Annotated in this window: 16 protein-coding genes; 10 read left to right on the forward strand and 6 right to left on the reverse strand. The window is 68.8% G+C overall.

Translation table 11 applies throughout. The annotated features are described in order from the left end of the window. Positions 1–465 precede the first annotated feature (465 nt). A complete protein-coding gene (locus H6717_12765; GenBank protein ID MCB9577886.1) occupies positions 466–1,887 on the forward strand; it encodes a hypothetical protein in 1,422 nt (473 codons plus the stop codon). On the opposite strand, the gene H6717_12770 is transcribed toward H6717_12765, so the two are convergent. Further along, a complete protein-coding gene (locus H6717_12770) occupies positions 1,888–3,654 on the reverse strand; it encodes a hypothetical protein (GenBank protein ID MCB9577887.1) in 1,767 nt (588 codons plus the stop codon). Beyond that, positions 3,651–4,721, reverse strand: coding sequence for an alpha/beta fold hydrolase (locus tag H6717_12775; GenBank protein ID MCB9577888.1), 1,071 nt, complete (start codon positions 4,719–4,721; stop codon positions 3,651–3,653). Before H6717_12775 ends, H6717_12770 begins: the two co-directional genes overlap by 4 nt. 57 nt (positions 4,722–4,778) lie before the next feature. On the opposite strand from H6717_12775, the gene H6717_12780 reads away from it, so the two are divergent. Beyond that, on the forward strand, positions 4,779–5,327 hold the full coding sequence (locus tag H6717_12780; protein ID MCB9577889.1) for a hypothetical protein: 549 nt from the start codon (positions 4,779–4,781) through the stop codon (positions 5,325–5,327). 1 nt (position 5,328) lies between these two features. Here H6717_12780 and H6717_12785 read toward each other — a convergent pair whose 3' ends face one another. Further along, entirely contained in the window at positions 5,329–5,871 is a 543-nt protein-coding gene (locus H6717_12785) for a hypothetical protein (protein MCB9577890.1), read from the reverse strand. A 53-nt stretch (positions 5,872–5,924) separates the two neighbouring features. Between H6717_12785 and H6717_12790 the strand changes: the two genes are divergently transcribed. The 5 genes from H6717_12790 to H6717_12810 all read left to right on the forward strand — a co-directional run bounded on the left by H6717_12790 (position 5,925) and on the right by H6717_12810 (position 11,304). Continuing rightward, the gene (locus tag H6717_12790; GenBank protein MCB9577891.1) at positions 5,925–6,614 is read left to right on the forward strand and encodes an SDR family oxidoreductase; all 690 of its coding nucleotides are present in this window, start codon (positions 5,925–5,927) and stop codon (positions 6,612–6,614) included. A gap of 125 nt (positions 6,615–6,739) precedes the next feature. Beyond that, positions 6,740–8,302, forward strand: coding sequence for a DUF58 domain-containing protein (locus tag H6717_12795; protein MCB9577892.1), 1,563 nt, complete (start codon positions 6,740–6,742; stop codon positions 8,300–8,302). 63 nt (positions 8,303–8,365) lie between these two features. Beyond that, positions 8,366–9,193 (forward strand): ribosomal RNA small subunit methyltransferase A, encoded by an 828-nt coding sequence (gene rsmA / locus H6717_12800; protein ID MCB9577893.1) that lies wholly within the window; start codon positions 8,366–8,368, stop codon positions 9,191–9,193. Further along, positions 9,190–9,690, forward strand: coding sequence for a hypothetical protein (locus tag H6717_12805; GenBank protein ID MCB9577894.1), 501 nt, complete (start codon positions 9,190–9,192; stop codon positions 9,688–9,690). Before rsmA ends, H6717_12805 begins: the two co-directional genes overlap by 4 nt. Positions 9,691–9,708: 18 nt before the next feature. Beyond that, positions 9,709–11,304: a serine/threonine protein kinase gene (locus H6717_12810; GenBank protein MCB9577895.1), complete on the forward strand. Its 1,596-nt coding sequence runs from the start codon at positions 9,709–9,711 to the stop codon at positions 11,302–11,304. Here H6717_12810 and H6717_12815 read toward each other — a convergent pair. From H6717_12815 to atpD, 3 genes are read right to left on the reverse strand one after another with little or no spacing between them, the layout of a single operon-like run. Continuing rightward, on the reverse strand, positions 11,280–11,981 hold the full coding sequence (locus H6717_12815) for a hypothetical protein (protein MCB9577896.1): 702 nt from the start codon (positions 11,979–11,981) through the stop codon (positions 11,280–11,282). The two genes, H6717_12810 and H6717_12815, sit on opposite strands and share 25 nt — an antisense overlap. Before the next feature lie 2 nt (positions 11,982–11,983). Further along, positions 11,984–12,574 (reverse strand): ATP synthase F1 subunit epsilon, encoded by a 591-nt coding sequence (gene atpC, locus H6717_12820; GenBank protein ID MCB9577897.1) that lies wholly within the window; start codon positions 12,572–12,574, stop codon positions 11,984–11,986. Between the two features lie 4 nt (positions 12,575–12,578). Continuing rightward, complete coding sequence (atpD, locus tag H6717_12825; GenBank protein MCB9577898.1) at positions 12,579–14,018, reverse strand: F0F1 ATP synthase subunit beta; 1,440 nt, start codon at positions 14,016–14,018, stop codon at positions 12,579–12,581. 183 nt (positions 14,019–14,201) lie between these two features. On the opposite strand from atpD, the gene H6717_12830 reads away from it, so the two are divergent. From H6717_12830 to H6717_12840, 3 genes are read left to right on the forward strand one after another with little or no spacing between them, the layout of a single operon-like run. After that, positions 14,202–15,686: a protein kinase gene (locus H6717_12830; GenBank protein ID MCB9577899.1), complete on the forward strand. Its 1,485-nt coding sequence runs from the start codon at positions 14,202–14,204 to the stop codon at positions 15,684–15,686. Then, a complete protein-coding gene (locus H6717_12835) occupies positions 15,683–16,492 on the forward strand; it encodes a tetratricopeptide repeat protein (protein MCB9577900.1) in 810 nt (269 codons plus the stop codon). The genes H6717_12830 and H6717_12835 overlap by 4 nt, the downstream gene beginning before the upstream one ends. Further along, positions 16,479–17,903, forward strand: a complete 1,425-nt coding sequence (locus H6717_12840; protein MCB9577901.1) for an ABC transporter substrate-binding protein — start codon at positions 16,479–16,481, stop codon at positions 17,901–17,903. Before H6717_12835 ends, H6717_12840 begins: the two co-directional genes overlap by 14 nt. The last annotated feature ends 89 nt before the right edge of the window (positions 17,904–17,992 follow it).

Raw genomic sequence — 17,992 nt, forward strand, 5'->3', positions numbered from 1 at the left:
ACATGCTGACCGTCCAGTCAGCCCCAACAATCGGGGAAAATTACACCACCGGCTCGGATGGCGAATGTCCCTCGCCGCCGGTCGAGGGCCGGCCGGGGTGGACGGGCAGGACCGCGGTGGACGGGGCGGGGCCCGAGTTGACCGGCGGCTCCGAGGGGGGCGCTGGTGACGTTGCGCGGACGAACGTCTCCTGCGTCGTGAAGGGCACGTGGGGAGTGCGCGACGGGGGAGTGCGCGACGGATGAACGTGCCCGCGCGGGGTGGAGTGACGACTTGCGCGAACTTTTTTTCGTGCATGCGCGACGACGCGTGAGCGCGAGGTTCCGCGCCGCAGCGACAAACCCCGAAAAAAGAAAGTGGAGTGCGAGTACCGCGATGTAGGGGCCGCTCGCATCGCCCCGTGAGGTGATTGAAGGCAAACATGACAATCGTCAATCTGTGAAGTCATTATCGGAGGTTGGGCGAATGAGAGCTGCGCTGGTCGTTTCGGGGTTGGTTGGATTGACGCTACTGGGATGTGGGGGGAGTGACGGAACGACGGAGCAGACGAGCACCAGCTCGGCGGCCGTGTCGGGTTCGAACGTGCTCCACAGCCTGTGGAAGCCGGTGCTGTGGACCGGCAGTGTGGGGCCCGAAGACGCGCCGGGCCCCGGGGCTCCTCCGGAGTGCGGTCCGGGGGTGAACTGCGAGAGCTTCCAGCTGAAGGTGAAGCTGCCCCACGGCGCCTTCAAGAACAAGAACCGCCCCGGCGGCGTGCAGGTGGCACTGCGCTGGTTCGGCGACCCCGGGCCCCATCAGCTCCCCCCCGACGTGCCCGGCTGCTGCGGCGAGTTCGATACCCTGAACCTCTATGTCTACAAGGACGGTGTGCTGCGTGGGAAGAGCGAGGGCGTGATCGCGACCTCGCAGTCGCTGTGGATCGAGGCGCCCGAAAACGGGACCTACACCGTGTGGATCGCCACCGACCCGACCTTCAACGTGAACCCCAGCGTGAGCTACGAAGCCTTGGCGGAGGTCGAGTACAAGCCGAAGGTCCATCCGGTGCGACCGCTGCTGCCCAACTTGCAGTTCCGCTCGGCCCGTACGGTGACCTTCGACACCCCCTCCTTCCCGTTGTTCGAGCCCGAGCCCCCACCGGGAGAAAGCTGCTTCGACAGCGAGAAGGCGGAAGAGGGCGCGCAGGAGTGTCTACGCTTCGATCAGGTGATCGCCAATGGCGGTCAGGGCCCGGCGGAGCTTCAGTTCGCAATCCCCAGCGGTCCGAACCCCCCGAGCAATGGTGATGTGACGCAGCGCGTGTACGACAGCGCCGGAGGTCACGCGGATCAAGACGGCGGCACCTGGGAGTTCCACGACGTGCACCAGCACTACCACTACACGAGCTTCGCCGAGGCGGCCCTGTGGCGCTCCGACGCGCAGGGCAACCGGTTGGACACCGTTCCGGTGCGCACCAGCAACAAGGTGAGCTTCTGCATGGTGGACGTGGAGATCGACAAGTGGGCGGAGAAGGGCGACGCGCCCCGCACCTACAACGCCCCTGATTGCCTATTTCCGCAGTACAGCGATGGCACCTTCGACTACCTGATCCAAGGCATCAGCGCGGGTTGGGCCGACATCTACGAGTGGTACCTCCCCGATCAGTACATCGAGGTCAGCGGCGTGCCGGACGGCTACTACGTGCTCGAGAGCTGCGCGGATCCGGACAACACCATCGACGAGGCGAGCGAGACCGACAACTGCGCCGCCAACCTGATCCAGCTCACCAACATGGGCACGCCCCAGCGGCACTCGGAAAACCTCGGCGTGGTGCAGGCGGGGACCTGCAAGCGCCACGGCGGCGGTCACCACGGCGGCCACCACGGCGGCCACCACGGCGGCCACCACTGATCAGTCGGCGAGATCGCTCGATAGCGTCGGGGGGGACGCCGTCGGCATGCCGAAGGCCTGGCCGAAGGTGACGAACAGCGAACCGGGCAACGTTCGATAGCCACCGCCCAGCGGGAAGCCCCAGTCGGCCCGGAACACGATGCGATTGGCCTGCGGGAAGAGCGCGCGGATGCCAAAGCCGACGGAGTGCTTGACGCGCAATGTCTCGAAGCCGTCGAAGGCATCGCCCACGTCGTAGAAGGCCGCGGCGCCGAGCTGGGACGACAGCACCTCCAGGGGGCGCGAGCGGTACTCGAGGTTGCTCGCCACCACGTCCTTGCCGATGAACGCCTCCGGCGGGTAGCCCCGGAGACGCGTGCTGCCTCCGATGGTGAAGAGCTCGTTGTAGTAGTTGCGGTAGCGGTCGAGGAGCAGGCCGTCGTACACCAGCCGGCCAAAACCGAGCCGTGGCGTCACCACTCGCGTGTTCACCTCGAACAACCCATCCGTGCCTTCCGGGGTGGAGAGCTCGAGGGTGTTGCTCACGATCGCCCGCGCCAGGCCGTCCCCCAAAGGCGCGGTGTAACCGGCGGAGACGAAGCTCCCGAGCAGATTGCGGGTGGCGCCCACGTCCTTGCTGGCAGGATAGGCACGCAGCACGATTTCGTGACCCAGGCGGAAGTCTTCCTGCAGCCCCAGCGTCTCGAAGTCGAGCACGCGATGGTAGTCCGAAGTGTAGGAGCGATACTGCACCAGAGGGCTCACCCGCGTGTCGCGCACGGGCAGCTGAGTGCGAACGAACTCGCGGGCCGCGCCGGGATCCACGCCGGAGAGGTTCTTCGCCCGCGCGAAGCGGCGATCCGCCTCGACGCCGACGGAGACGTCGTTCTTGTAGCGACGGCCGAACGAGCGCGTGAGCAGGTAGGCCCCGTAGTAGCGCTCGGAGTCGTACTCATAGGGGATCTGGTCGTCGACAGCAGTGATCTCGGCGTCGTAGGTGCGCTCCGTGTCCCCGATGAAGCTGCGGAAGATCTCCTGCCGCCAGCTCACCAGCGCTTTCCATGACCACTCCGTTTCGGCGGAGAATAGCGGCTGACCATAGGAGAAGGTGCCGAAGGAGCCCTCCGGATCCCCCGTGCTGCGATTGAAGATCACGTTGCCGCTGATGGTGCCCTGGATGCGACTGCCGGCGACGCGACGGTCGATGAACTGCGCGCCCAAGGAGTAAGTGGCAGGCTCCAGCACGAACAAGCCGCCGACCATGGTGTGGGTGCCGAGCACGTTCTCCTCGGCGGGCTGTAGCAGGAGGCGCGTGAGCTTCCCGTCCACATACTGGAAATCCGTGTTGAGGCGCAGGCTCCAGACGTCTTTGGTGATCACCAGCACGCGCACGCTGCTGTCGTCCGAGCCGACCAACGGAACCACCAGCACCAGGGACAGCTGGCGGAGGCCCCGGAGGTTCCGCGCGGACTCCTCGACTCGGCGTCGGTCGTAGCGCTGTCCGGACTTGAAGAGCAGCTCGCGGCGGATGATCCAGGGGCGCGAGGTGATGTGGAACACGTTGAAGAACCCGGGGATCGGATCGCGCTTCTCGATCACGTCCAGGGTGACGATCTCGACGCTTTCGATGCGCTTTCCATCGGGACTCTCGTCGATGCGGGCCCCCAGTCGACCGACGGCGTCGTCGATGGTCTCCTGCTCGTAGTCGGAATAGCTCGCGTCCTCCGCCCGGGCAGGCGCCGTCAGGACGAGGAGCGCGAGGGCCGCGGTCAGCGCCAGTCGTCTCACTCGCCGTCACCGAGGAAGCGCAAGGTCGGCTCGAACACCTCGTCGCGCACGTGAGTCCCGATGGCCAAGTCGCCGTGGCCGTAGTCCGCCCTGGCGCCGTTGTCGCGACCCAGGAGCACGAATTGCTTCTTGGGTGCCCCCCAGGCGTCGTAGGCCGCGCGCACCGAATCCGGTGGCGCCAGACGATCCGCCGCGCCCGCGAAGAACAGCACCGGGACCTGCACCCGAGCGAGGCCGTCGAGCACGGGGCGGCCGGCCACGGTGAAGGCGCCGCCGGCCACCGCCCACCCGGCAAAGTCCATGTTCAGGGGTCCCGGCACGTCCGCCACCAGGTTGACCATGCTGAGCTTGGCGATGCCGGGCGGGACGTTGTCCGGATTCATGATGATGCGGTGCAAGGGCGTGACGAACCACTCGGAGGCGAAGGCCGTGAGGCGCGCTGCCAAGCTCAGTCGCACGGTGGGCACCCAGGCGGCAGGAAAGCGGGCGATCCAGCGGGGCAGCAGCAGGCGCGTGGGCGCCCGGATGATGGCCGGGGAGCCGATGATCACCACCCGGCGGATCAGCTCCGCCGGCAGGCTCTGGGCGATGGCCGCGTACAGCAGCATGCCGCCCATGCTGAAGCCGACGTAGTCGAGCTGGGCGTGTCCGGTGAGCTCCAGCACCCGCCGCACGCCGACCGGAAGATCGTGCTCCAGCATCTTCTCGAAGCGCACGTGACGCGCGCCGCGCACGCCACTGCGGAGCGTGAGCAGCCACACGTCCCGCCCCTGCTCCGCCAGATAGCGCGCGAGGGAACGATCCGGCGCCAGATCTTGATTGCGGTGGTTGGCGCCCACGCCATGCACCAGCAACACCGGCGGCAGCTCGCTGCCCCCGCCTCCCGGCACGCGACGGAGCTCGATGCGGCTGCCATCCTCGGTCTCGATGCGCTCCTCGAGCACGTAGGGCATGGCGCGACCGAGCCGGCGTTCCCAGAAACGAAGGTGCGCCCAGGTGGCAATCAGGACGACGACGATCGCGAGGACGACCCACGCTGCCCAGGTGGATGGCTCGGACCAGCTCATGCCGGGCCCAAAGTAACCACATTTCGAAGGGCTCGGGCGTGCCATGATGGGCCCACCATGGACGGGTCTCGGAGCACCACCAGCCTCGCCATCCTGGCGGGCGCCGTGCTCGGCGCTCTGGCGGCGATCCTGGGCCCCAGTCCACCGCCCACGCCCACTTCGGCGAGCGCCCGGCCGTTCCAGCCCGTGAGCCAGGTCGCGGCGCCGCGCACCACCAGCGCGGGACCGACGGAAACGGCGGCCACGGTCACCCTCCCGCCGCCGCCCCCGCCGGCGCCCAGCGCCCCGCCGGCGATGAGCAAGGACGCGATCGAGACGGCGGCCCTCGGCTGCGCCCGGGGCGACGGCGCCGCCTGCCTGCGCGCTGCAACAGGTCGCGCGCAGAGCGGCGCCGACGATCGAGCCGAGCTCTTGCGCAAGCTGGCCGTGCAGCGCTTCGCCGCGGACTGTCAATCGCGCAAGCCGGAAGCCTGCTCCGAGCTGGCGCGGCTCTATCGCGACGGCGTGGGCGTGAGCGCGAGCACGACGACGGCCGACGCCCTCGACGAGCGCGTTCGCAGCTTGTGCCGCGCTCGGCCGAGCGACTTCTGCAAGTCCGTCGATTGAGTCACGCCGTTACCAGCTCGACGAGCTGCCACTCCGACGTGGGGCCCGTACGGCGCACCACGCCGTCGACGCGAATCGTCGGCACCGCGCGCACGTCGCCGAAGAGGCCAAGATCCGCCCGCGCGATCACGACGTCCACCCGCGGGCCGGCGCACGCGATGCGAAGCGCCGCCGCCGCCACCGACGGACAGTACGGGCACTGACTGCTGACGCCCACGCCGAGGGCGACGGATCGCGTGAGCTCCGCCAGCCGCCCGGGCGTCGCCGGCGTGTCGTAGTCTACCTCGCGAGTGGCGAGCGCCCTGAGCAGCTCGACGAAGGGCTCGAGCTGGCGACCGGCGACGGGTCCCCAGAACGTGATCTCGCCGTGAGGGAATGCGCCGCTCACCCGCAGCCGTTCGTCCTCGGCAACCACGTGAGTGCGCCTGAGCCAGGGCGCGAGGCGCGCCAGCCGATCGAGCACCGGCGACGGTTCGGGGCTCCGCTCCACGAGCTCCACCGGGGAGCCGTCCACCGCGAGATATTGCTGCACGGGTACCGCCACGTGGCCAGTGTACGGGGTTGCGCTCGCGCGGAGACGGACCGAAATAGGTGCACATGCGAATCGTCGTCACCGGGGCCAATCGGGGGATCGGACTGGAGCTCACGCGGCAGCTCCTGGAGCGCGGGGACGAGGTCGTCGCCAGCGCGCGGGATCCGAAGCACGCCGAGAGCCTGAAGGCGCTCTCGCAGCGCTTCGGAGATCGCCTGTGGCACGTGGCGCTGGACGTCGCCAGCGACGACAGCGCCGCGGCGCTCCCCGAGGCCTTGCCGCCCGGCCCCGTGGACGCCCTCATCAACAACGCCGGCGTGATCGGCAAGATGACGTCCCTCGAAGACCTCGACTTCGACGACGCGCTCCGCACCTACCAGACCAATGCCCTGGGCGCCCTGCGCGTCACCCGCGCGCTCCTCGACCGACTGCGCCAAGGCACCGGCAAGCGCATCCTGAATCTGTCCACCGGCATGGGCTCCATCGCCGACAACGGCAGCGGCGGCGCCTGGGCTTATCGCATGAGCAAGGCCGCCCTCAACATGGCCACCAAGAACCTGTCCCACGCGCTGCGATCGGACGGCATCGCGGTGGTGGGCGTGAACCCGGGTTGGGTCAAGACCGACATGGGCGGCGCCGGCGCCACCATGGCCGTGGACGAGTCGGCGCGACGTCTGCTCGCCGTCTTCGACTCCATGGATCTGGCAGCGAGCGGCAGCTTCTTGAACCACGACGGAACTGCGTATCCGTGGTGACGCGACGGGCATCGCGCCGGACCAACAAAATCTGCATCCTCCAGAGAGGGTTTGTGGGTGCGGCGCGATACCCGTCGCGGACCCTGGTTCCGTTCAGCGGGCGGACCGAATAGCCTCCGGGGCTCGTGCAGATCCATCCCACCCGCGCTGCCGTGGACGTGGCCATCGCCGGAATCGTGGGCGTTGGCGTGGGGCTGCTCGCGCAAGAAGCCGCCATCGTGGCCTGGACCGGGGCGCTGCTGATCGGGCTGGCCGTCGCCCGCAGCGTGACGCAGGTGGGGATCGCGCGCATTCGCGCGGCGGGCTTCGAGATGCTGTGGCGCAGCGAGCCGCGAGTGCGGCGAGTGGCGCGGGGCGAAGAGATCGAGCTCGAGGCGGAGGTGCGCAACCGCGACACACGCGCCGCGCGCTACGTGGCGCTCCGGCCCGTCGCCTCCCCCAGCCTGGAGGTGCGTGTGGAGCCGGACCGCGGCGAGGTGGCCGCCGGCGGGCGGTTGGCCGTGAAGATCGTCGTGCGCGCGGATCGCATCGGCTACCACGGCATCCACGGGCTGTCCCTGGAGGTGCAAGGCGGACCCGGCTTGTTCGAGGTGCCGCTGACGTTCTCGAATCCCTTCGGCGTGGAGGTGTTGCCGCGGCCCTTCGCGGCGGCGATGCGCTCGCCACGAGGCGGCCGCAGTCGCATGAGTGCAGATGAAGGACGCCCCGGTCCGCTGTCGGGAGACGGCATGGAGCTCCGCGAGCTGCGCGAGCACCAACCCGGGGATCCCTTCAAGCGCATCGCATGGAAAGCGTCGGCGCACCGCGGAAAGTTGATGGTCCGCGACTACGAGCGCGAGGAGCGCGACGTGGTATGGCTGCTGCTGGATGCGTCGGTGGAGCTGTGGTCCGGCGTGCTGGGCAAGGCGCCCTTGGACATCGCGGCGGACGAAGTCGCCGCCGTCGCACAGCGGCACTTGGCGCGGGGAGACCGCGTGGGGCTCGCCATCGTGGGGTCCAGGGTGCTGTCGTGGATCCCGCCGGATCGCGGGCCGGCTCATGGTATCGCGTTGATGACGAGCCTGTGCCAGCGCGCGACCACCTACGACGGCGACCGCAGCGAGCTCGACGAGACGGACGTCGCGCTGCGAGTGCTCGAGCACATGCGACCCCTCGACCCGACGGCCGCTCGTGGGGTGCGTCCAACGGAGACGGAGCGCGTCGCTCGGCGCGCGGATCGCGTGCGGGCTCGCGCGCCCTTTCCGGAGGCAACGGCCCACGCCCAGAGTCGTCAGGAGCGCGCCCTCAGGAGTTACCTGGCCGCCTTCGGCATCGCCTCGCCCCCGCGGCTCGAGCCCGATCGCGGCAAGACGGACCAACAGTTGGCCGCGGCGCTGTCTCGGGCCATGCGCGAGAAACCCCGGCCCAGCCTGGTGTACGTGTGGTCGCCGGCGCCCGACCTCGGCGCGCGCCCGGACATCGAGCGGGCGTTGGCGCGGCATCCCCATCGTCGGGCGGAGCTGCGCTGGGTGAGCATGCGGGTGGAGCCGGGGATCCCGCGGGACGGCGGCGAGCTGATGAGCGTGGTGGCGGACGCCGTAGCGCTCCGGGCGCGGGTCGCGGAGGAGCGGGGGGAGCACGCCCTGCGCCGCCTCGGCGTCCATGTGGAGCGACCCCGCCCCCGGGCGCCCCTCCGCGCGCCAATGTAGACGCCGTCTACTTTCGCCCCCAAAACTGGGCAAGATCCCCGCGGGCTGGGTACGACAGCCAGGATGGCCGAGGCGCCCCGCCGCGTGAAGGACGTGCTGCTCGAGCACGGTCTCCGAGCGAAGAAACACTTCGGTCAGAACTTCCTCGCGGACGCCCACCTGGCTGCCAAGCTCGCCGAGCTGTGCACCACGCCCGCGGGCGGCTCGGTGGTGGAGATCGGGGCCGGCCTGGGCGCCCTGACCCGACCGTTGCTCGAGCGAGCCGAGCGCGTGGTGGCCATCGAGCGCGATCGCGATCTGATCCCCATTCTCCGACAAGAGCTGTCGAGCTTCGAAGCGAGCGGCCGGCTCGAGATCCTGGAGGCGGACGCCAAGACCGCGGACTTCGTCGCGCTGCTGGCCCCGGGTCCCGCCCCTCGCGTGCTCGCCGGCAACCTCCCCTACCAGCTCACCGGACCGCTCTTGCAGCGCGCCACGGCGGTCGCACGCCACGTGGACCGCGCTGTGTTCTTGGTCCAGCTCGAGGTCTGCGATCGCGTCGCGGCTGCCGCCGGCAGCGCGAGCTATGGCGCCCTCAGCGTCTTCGTTCAAGCGCAGTTCGAGCCGAGCCGCGCGTTCGTGCTGCGGCGCGGTGCTTTCTACCCGCAGCCCAACGTGGACAGCGCGGTGCTGGTGCTCACCCCGCGACCGACGCCGGTGTCCGAAGAGACGGACGTGTTTCGCATGCTCGTGAGCCGAGCCTTCGAACAACGGCGAAAGATGCTGAAGAACGCCTGGAGCGGCGTGCCTGGGGTGGAACGAGCCGCCGCGCGGGCGAGCATCGACCTGACTCTTCGAGGCGAAGCGCTGACGGTGTTCGACTTCGCCCACATGGCCCAGGAGCTGTCATGAACCGAGCCCTCGTCGTCCTGTCGCTGATCGGTCTGCTCGCGAGCGGGTGCGCTCGGCCCGAACCCGCGGGCCTGGTCGCCAGCGCACGCTTCGGCGTGTTCTTCGGCGGCCAGATCCAACAGCGCAAGGAGATCCCGCTGATCCTGGACCGCGCCAAGCAGACGCAGGGCTTTCGCATCGAGTTCTCCCAGCCCCTCAGCACCCCGGTGGAGGTCCACTGGGAGATCGACATGCCGGGGGCGGGGCGCCGGGTGCGGGACATCCATGGCCGCATCGGCAAGGGCCGCGTCACCAAGCTGGGGCAGGACACCGCCCGCGCGGGGCTCAGTCGCTTCGACGAAGAGCTGCCCTTCGCGCCAGGCGACTCCATCGGCACTTGGAACATCCGGGTGACGGTGGAGGACGCCGTCGTCATCGACCGCCCCTTCCTGGTGTACGACGCCGCTGCTCGACGGCGGGCGGAGCGCGAGCAGGCGAGTGCGGACGACAACGACTGAGGCCTATACTCGCGAGCCGTGCCCACCCCAGCACGCCCGCTGAGCTTCGCTTCGGCCCCGGTTTCCACCGAGGAGACGCGGGCGCTGTTGCAGGAGCGGATTGCCCTGTACGCCAAGACGGCCGGGCTCGTGTCCTACGCTTTCTTGTTCGTCGGCAACGCCCTGGCGGTGCTGCTCTCGCCGCGCATCACACCGACCATGGTGCTCCAGCATCCGCCGGCCTACTGGCATCTTGCGGCAGCCACGCTGGCGGTCGCGGTGTGGCTCGTCACCCGCCGCGGGCACCTCGAGCACCGCACGCTGTTCGCCCTCGACGTGGGCGCGACCCTGGGTCCGATGGCGGGCTACGGGATCATGGCCGCGGTCGCCAACGCCAGACCGGAAGAGCGACTCGATCTCGTCGTGCTCCTGATCGCGCTCATGACCCTCAGCATGCGCGCCACCATCGTGCCCAGCACGTCGCGCCAGACCGCCGTGGTGGGCTCCCTGGCGAGCCTGCCGGTGCTGGGAGTGGCGTGGCAGCTCGGTGAGCGAACCGGGCTGAATCCGGGCCCCGTGCTCTACTCCGCCTTGTGGTGCGTGATCTCCGTGATCGTCACCACGCTGTCGTCTCGGGTCATCTTCGGGTTGAGAGAACGCGCCGCGGAGGCTCGGCGCTTGGGGCAGTACGTCTTGATGGACATGATTGGCGAAGGTGGCATGGGCACCGTGTATCGCGCCCGCCACGCCCTGCTGCGGCGGCCGACGGCCATCAAGCTGCTACCCGCTGAGCGGCTGGGCGCCGAAACGGTGGCGCGCTTCGAGCGCGAAGTGCAGAACACCAGCCGCCTGACGCATCCGAACACGGTCGCCATCTACGACTATGGCCGTACGCCGCAGGGCATCTTCTACTACGCGATGGAGTACCTGGAAGGCGTCGACCTGCAGAAGCTGGTGGAGCAGCGTGGACCACTGCCGGAAAGCCGAGTGGTGCACGTGCTGGTCCAGGTGCTGGGCGCGTTGTCCGAGGCGCACGCCGCCGGGCTCGTGCACCGCGACATCAAGCCCGCGAACGTCGTGCTCTGCGAGCGCGGCGGTGTCCTCGACACGGCGAAGGTGGTCGACTTCGGGCTGGTAAAGGACGTCTCCCCGGGGGGCGACGCGACGGCCAGCAACGTCGACGCGTTGATCGGCACACCGATGTACATGGCTCCGGAAGCGATCACCTCTCCTGCCAGCGTGGACGCCCGCGCCGACCTCTACGCCTTGGCGGCGGTGGCGTACTTCCTGCTGACGGGGCACACGGTGTTCGAAGGCAACACCGTGATGGATGTCTGTGCTCAGCACCTGCACGAAGCGCCGGTTCCGCCTTCTGAGCGCGCCGGACGCGCGCTGGATCCCGGACTGGAGGCGCTGCTCTTGAAGTGCCTCGAAAAGAACCCCGACGACCGGGTGCAGAGTGCCCGGGAGCTTTCGCGGGCGCTCTTGGATCTGCCGATCCGTACCTGGACGGAGGCGGACGCCCAAGACGCCTGGGTCGATTGGACGGCGCCGCCCGAGTCCTCGGCGGAGCCCACCGCCCTGCGGGTGAGTCTCGACGCGCGAGACGATCAGTTCTTGTCGCCCTCGAAGTGATAGACGAGCTCGCCGCTGAGCGTGAAGTCCTGATTGCCGACCTCGAGATCGAACGCCAAGTCCAACGTCAGCTTGCCAGCGTCGAAACGCGCGCTGCCGGAGGTGAGCGTCGCGCTCATCCCGGCGCCGCTCTCGAAACAGTGCTGACCCGGCGTCACGGTGAACTCTTTGCGATCCTTGCCCTTGGGCGTCGCGTGCAACGTGCAGATGTCCTTGCCGTTGGAGCTGTCGATGGCAATCAAGTCCACGCTGCCGTCGGACTTGTCGCTGACCCGGGTCTTCGCCTTGGGATCCTTCTCCGTGCGCTCGGGCATTCCGGACAGGCGAAAGGTGGAGCTGTCGCTGCCGGCGTAGAGACCCGCCAGCACGACGGCGCCCGCGGGCTTCGACGCGGCGCCGGGCTTGTCCGCCTCGCTGGGCGTCGCCGCGTCCGCGTCGGCGTCCTCGGCCTTGGCCACGGGCGCGTTCTTCGGCTTTGCCGGTTCGGGCGACGGCGAGCTTGGAGCGCCCGCGTCCGGCGCAGACTCGGAGCGCCGCGCTTCGAGCGCTCGCGCCTCGCGCTCGCGGGTCTGCTTCTCGGCCGCGACCTTCGGCCCCTCGCCCAGCGGCGTCGTGCTCGGCAGCGGCGCCCCGCACGACGCGATCAGGAGCAGCAAGGCCGCCGAGCGCTTGCCCACCGTCACTCCTTCTTCCGGGACTTCTTCGCTTCGTTCTGAAGATCGGTGATCGAGTGGCGGTCGTCGACCTCGGCCTCTTCGTCCACCATGGCTTCGGCCAGGTAGGGGCCTTCTTCCACGTAGGACTCGTGGGGCGCCAGCTGGAACTCGTGGAAGGTACGGATCGTGGGCGGCGGAGGATCGCCGTACAGCTCGAGCTGCGCCGCAGCCCACAGCTCCCGTGCGACCAGCTCCGCGTGCTCGGGAGCGCCCGGCTCGCCAGCGTAGGCGTCCAGCGCTTCGTCCGCCTCCTTCAGCTCCAGGCGCGCCCGCACGGGGTCCACGTCCTTCTTCTGGATGAAGCGATCCGTGAGCAGCACGGCGTGGTTGTTCATCACCTCCACGAAGCCGGGCCCCACGGCGACGCGTTGCTCTTCGCCTTCGTGGTGAAAGCTGACGATGCCCGTCTTCAGGGCGGCGAGCAGCGGCCGGTGGCCGGGCAGCACGCCGAACTCTCCTTCCACGCTGGGCGCCGTCACGTCGTGGACCTGCTCGCTGAGCGCCACGCCTTCCGGCGTGACGATCTCGAGCAGAATTTCGGGAGCCGTGACCATGGGCTCAGGAAGCCTTCTTCGACGCGGCCGCCTTCACCTCGTCCAGGTTGCCCTTGAGGTAGAAGGCCTGCTCCGGCAGGTCGTCCATGCCGCCGTCGAGGATCTCCTTGAAGCCCGCGATGGTCTCCTTGAGGGGCACGTACTTGCCCGCAAGGCCCGTGAATTGGCTCGCCACGTAGAACGGCTGGGACAAGAACTTCTGGATGCGGCGAGCGCGACCCACGACGGCCTTGTCGTCTTCGCTCAGCTCGTCCATGCCCAAGATGGCGATGATGTCCTGCAGGTCCTTGTAGCGCTGCAGCGTCTGCTGCACGCCGCGGGCGACCTGGTAGTGCTCCTCACCGATGATCTGCGGATCCAGCATGGTGCTGGTGGAGTCCAGCGGATCCACCGCCGGGTAGATGCCGAGCTCCGCGATGCTGCGGCTGAGCACCGTGGTGGCGTCCAAGTGGGCGAAGGCGGTGGCCGGCGCGGGATCGGTCAAGTCGTCCGCCGGGACGTAGATCGCCTGCACGCTGGTGATGGAGCCCTTGGTGGTGCTGGTGATGCGCTCCTGCAAGGCGCCCATCTCCGTGGCCAACGTCGGCTGGTACCCCACGGCGCTGGGCATGCGGCCGAGCAGCGCGCTCACCTCGGAGCCCGCCTGGGTGAAGCGGAAGATGTTGTCGATGAAGAGCAGCACGTCCTGCCCTTCCTCGTCCCGGAAGTACTCCGCGGCGGTCAGAGCCGACAGCGCCACCCGCGCGCGCGCACCGGGGGGCTCGTTCATCTGGCCGAATACCAGCGCCGTCTTGCTGAGCACCGGCTCACCGGTCTCCAGCTTGGATTCCTGCATTTCCAGGAACAGATCGTTGCCCTCGCGGGTGCGCTCCCCCACGCCCGCGAAGCAGCTCACGCCGCCGTGAGCCTTGGCCACGTTGTTGATGAGCTCCTGGATGAGCACCGTCTTGCCCACGCCAGCGCCGCCGAACAGGCCGATCTTGCCGCCCTTACGGTAGGGGGCGAGGAGATCGATGACCTTGATGCCGGTCTCGAAGATCTCGACCTCCGTGCTTTGATCCACGAACAACGGGGCCGGGCGATGGATCGGCCAGTGGAGCTTGGCCTCCACCGGACCCTTCTCGTCCACGGGCTTGCCGGCGACGTTCAGGATGCGGCCCAGGGTGGCCGGCCCCACGGGCATCTTGATGGGGGCGCCGGTGTCGAGCACCTCGGCCCCGCGGACCAGGCCCTCGGTGGCGTCCATGGCGATGGCGCGGACCACGCTCTCGCCCAGGTGCTGCGCGACCTCGAGCACCAGGTTGTTCTTCTCCTTCGAGATGTTGGCGTTGGAGCAGGTGAGGGCGTTGAGGATCTGCGGCAGCTTTCCGTGGGGGAACTCCACGTCCACGACCGGACCGATGACCTGAGTGATCTTGCCCTTGGCGCCCTGGGTGCTTTCCATATTCGCTTCCGTAAGTGGGGGGTTTGGCCCCGAGGTCCAAAATGCAGGGACCTACCAGGGGCGGCCCGCGTCTACCACTTCCGCCGGCGTCTGCCAACGCGAGAAATTCTCGCGCGTTATCCCCTCGATTGGGGCCCGAGACGCGGGGGCTGGGCGTGGTATTCTAGGAGGCTGCTGCCCCTCATGACCGCCGCCCCGCCTGGAGAGCTCGCTGCCGGCACGCAAGTCGGCCAATATCGCATCGAGAGGCGTCTGGGCTCTGGTGGCATGGGCGAGGTGTACGCCGCGGTCCACGTCACGCTCCACAAGCGGGTCGCCATCAAGGTGTTGCACCGACAGATGGCGGAAGACCCGGTGATCGTGGCGCGCTTCGTTCGGGAGGGCCAGGCGGCGTCCCGCATCCGCCATCCCCACACGGTGGACGTGACGGACGTGGGGGTCATCGACGGTATCCCCTGCCTGGTGATGGAGTACCTGGACGGCGAGCCGCTGCGGGCGCTGTTCCGGCGAGAGGGCGCGCTGCCCGTGGACCGACTGGTGGACTTGATGCTGCCCGTCATCGCCGCCGTGGACGCCGCCCATCGGCAAGGCGTCGTCCACCGTGACCTCAAACCGCCGAACGTGTTCTTGGCCCGGGGCCTGGGCAGCGACGTGCATCCGAAGGTGCTCGATTTCGGCATCTCCAAGCTGGTGGACCAGACCATCACCAGCGATCTGACCGCCGATTCCACGTTCCTGGGATCCCCGCACTACGCGTCGCCGGAGGCCGCGCGGGGCGAGCGTGACATCGATGGCCGGGCCGACCAGTACTCTCTGGGAGTGATCTTGTACGAGGGGCTCACCGGCGTGCGCCCCTTCGCCGCCCAGGCCGACACCTTCATGACCCTGATCATGGCCATCAGCGAGGGGCGCTTCCCGCCGCCGCGACAGCACCGGGCGGACCTGCCGGAAGGCCTCGAGGCCGTGGTGCTGCGTGCCATGTCCCTCGACAAGGAAGCGCGCTTCGCGTCTACCGGCGAGCTCGGCCTCGCCTTGCTGCCCTTCGCCAGCCCGCGAGCCCGCACCATCTGGCAGCCGGTGTTCACGGAGGCCGCGGGGGCGGGACCCGCCGGCGTGGATCTCGAGAGCCCCGTGGCCAGCGAAAGCACCGAAGGTGGCACCCTCGCCCGAGGCGCCTCGGTGGTGAGCGCCGCGCCCAGTCGCGCGGGGCCTCGCCCCTGGTTGTGGGCGGCGGCCGGTGCCCTCGCCGTGGTGGTGTTGGGCGTGGCGTTCTTCGCCGTCGCTCGCATCGGCGGCCGCAACGAGGAACCCCGCGTCACGGCGGCCTCTTCCGCCCCCGAGCCCACCAGCTATTCCGTCTCCGTGACCGTGGTGCCGGAGACGGCGACCGTCGAGCTCGACGGCGTGCTCACGGGAACCGGGAAGCTCGAGCGTACGCTGACGGGAGACGCACAGCACGTGCTGCGCATCGCCGCCCCCGGCTACGAGACGGTGAACGTGATGTTCGATCAGCGCTCACCGCCGCCGGCTCGCGTCGCCCTGCGCCCCAGCGCGGCGCCCCAAGCGTCGGCGCCCGAGCCCACGGCCGAGCCCCAGAAGACGGCGCGCCCACCGCAGGCGAAGCCCCCCGAGATCAAGACGGACAACAAGGATCCCTGGGCCCAATGAAGCTCCCGATTTTCGCCCTCTGCCTCTCCCTCGCCGCTACCGCGCTGCCGCGAGCCGCGCTCTCGGCGCCCAAGGTGAGCGCCGCGGACGACGCCAAGGCGCGCACGCTCTACAAGCAAGGCGACAAGGCCTACGCCGAGGGCAACTACGAAGCCGCCTTGGACGCTTTCCAGCAGGCGTACGAGCTGTCCCACCGCGAGCTGCTGCTCTACAACATCGGCAACACCTACGAACGCCTCGGCAAGCCGAAAGAAGCCGCAGACGCCCTCGAGCAATACCTGCCGCACGCCAAGAAGGCCGAGAAGGACACCATCGAGAAGCGCATCGACAACCTGAAGAAGCGCGCCGAGGAAGAGGCGGAAGCCGAAAAGAAACGCCTCGCGGAGGAAGCCGCGGCGAAGAAGGCGGCGGAGGAAGAGAAACAAAAGGAAGTGCCCGCGCCCGAACCAACAAAACCCGAACCCGAACGGGACAAGACCTTGCCCTACGTGCTGATTGGCGTGGGAGTCGTCGGCGTCGGGGCTGGAACGTTCTTCGGGCTCAAGGCCTTGAGCGCGCGCAGCGACGCGGAATCCGGCTGCGACGGCTCGCTGTGCTCGGACGCCGCCAAGGACGCCCTCGACCGCGACAAGACCTACTCGCTGCTCACCGACGTGAGCCTCGGCATCGGTCTGGTGTCGGCGGGCGTGGGCACCTACTTGCTTCTGAGCGGGGACAACCGAGAGAAGCCCACCGAGGCGCGCTTCGACGTGCGCGGTGGCGTGAGCCGTCAAGGCGGCGAGGTACGGATCGTTGGCTCGTTCTAGCTGGCTTTTGTGCGCGGCGGGGCTGCTCGCGAGCTGTTCCCTCACCCGCCCCGACGTGAGCGACTGCTCGAGCAACAGCGAGTGCCGCGCGAGCTTCGGCCCTGGCAGCGTGTGCGGGGGAGACGGCCTGTGTCGGATGGCGCCCGAAAATCCGCGCTGCAGCGAGACCCACCCGGCGGACTTGCTCACACGCCCCGAGGATCATCCGAACGCGCTCATCTTCGGCAGCCTGGAAGATCGCTCCGTGGTCACGCAGGAGGCCCGCGAGAACGCCGTGCGCTTGGCCGCCCGCCAGGTGAACGACGAGGGCGGCCTCGACGGCCGCGAGCTCGGCGTCGTGTTCTGCAACATCGCGGAAGATCCGAAGGTGGACTCCGCGACCCGCAGCGAAGCCGCCGTGGCCTCGGCCCAATACCTCTCCGGCGTGATGGGCGTACCCGCCATCATCGGACCCAGCGCTTCGACGGACACGCTGGCGGTGTTCCAAGCCCTCTCCGGCAGCGGCACCCTCTTGATCTCGCCCGCAGCAACGAGCCCCGCCCTCACCGGCATCGACGTTGCCAAGGCCACCGACGACGCTCCCGGCCTCTTGTGGCGCACCGCCCCTCCCGACACGGTGCAGGGCGCGGCCATCGCGCGCTTCTTGAACGAACAGACTCCGCCCGTGACGAGCGTGTGGGTCATCCACGAGACCGGCATCTACGGCGAAGCCCTCACCGGCGTGTTCTTGCCCGAGCTGCAAGCCAACGGTGGCACCGGCACCGTGCGCGAGTTTTCCACGCAGACGGAGCTCGACAGCGCCGTGAACGAAGCCGCGGGCTCCAGCGCGGAGTGGGTGCTGTTCATCTCTTCGCAGACCAGCGACGCCGCCGCCTTCTTGAACGGTGCCGCGGCGCTCTCGGGCTTCGACGCCAAGAACGTGTTCTTGACCGACGCCGCCGCGAACACCGACCTACTGAACGCGACCCAATCCGCAACTTCCATCTACCCCCGCGTGCGCGGTACCAAACCCGGGTTGCCCTCGGGTAACGTGTACGAGCAGTTCCGCGCGAGCTTCAACGCCGCCTACTCCGCCGAGGCCAACGACTACACCTTCGTGGCCCACGCCTACGACGCCGCCTGGCTCTCGTTCTTGGGCGCAGCCTGGGCCAAGAAGAACGCCAGCATCTCGGGCCTCGGCATCGCCAAGGGTCTGCGGCACGTCGTGGCCACGGGCACGGCCGTGCCGCTGTTGCCGACCAGCTTTCCAAAGCTCACCGAAGCGCTGGAGAGCAACGAGAGCGTGAACCTCACCGGCGCCAGCGGCACCCTCGACTACGACCCCGACACCGAAGAGACGACCGGCCCCGTCGACATCTGGCAGATCAGCGGCAACCAGATCAGCGTGATCAAGACCGACCCGGGCATCTGATTTCGTTTTCTTGTCGGTCCGGCGCGAGCCCCGTCGCGCACCGCCCCCAGAGTCAGTCCTTGGCACGTCCCGGGCGCCCGCAAAGCCCG

The organism is Polyangiaceae bacterium (assembly GCA_020633235.1).
GTDB lineage: Bacteria > Myxococcota_A > Polyangia > Polyangiales > Polyangiaceae > JACKEA01.

Excerpts from the sequence above, each read along its gene's own strand:
- H6717_12765 (MCB9577886.1), top strand. The coding sequence starts at position 466 with ATGAGAGCTGCGCTGGTCGTTTCGGGGTTGGTTGGATTGACGCTACTG.
- H6717_12775 (MCB9577888.1), bottom strand. The coding sequence starts at position 4,721 with ATGAGCTGGTCCGAGCCATCCACCTGGGCAGCGTGGGTCGTCCTCGCG.
- H6717_12780 (MCB9577889.1), top strand. The coding sequence starts at position 4,779 with ATGGACGGGTCTCGGAGCACCACCAGCCTCGCCATCCTGGCGGGCGCC.
- H6717_12790 (MCB9577891.1), top strand. The coding sequence starts at position 5,925 with ATGCGAATCGTCGTCACCGGGGCCAATCGGGGGATCGGACTGGAGCTC.
- rsmA (MCB9577893.1), top strand. The coding sequence starts at position 8,366 with ATGGCCGAGGCGCCCCGCCGCGTGAAGGACGTGCTGCTCGAGCACGGT.
- H6717_12805 (MCB9577894.1), top strand. The coding sequence starts at position 9,190 with ATGAACCGAGCCCTCGTCGTCCTGTCGCTGATCGGTCTGCTCGCGAGC.
- atpC (MCB9577897.1), bottom strand. The coding sequence starts at position 12,574 with ATGGTCACGGCTCCCGAAATTCTGCTCGAGATCGTCACGCCGGAAGGC.
- atpD (MCB9577898.1), bottom strand. The coding sequence starts at position 14,018 with ATGGAAAGCACCCAGGGCGCCAAGGGCAAGATCACTCAGGTCATCGGT.
- H6717_12830 (MCB9577899.1), top strand. The coding sequence starts at position 14,202 with ATGACCGCCGCCCCGCCTGGAGAGCTCGCTGCCGGCACGCAAGTCGGC.
- H6717_12835 (MCB9577900.1), top strand. The coding sequence starts at position 15,683 with ATGAAGCTCCCGATTTTCGCCCTCTGCCTCTCCCTCGCCGCTACCGCG.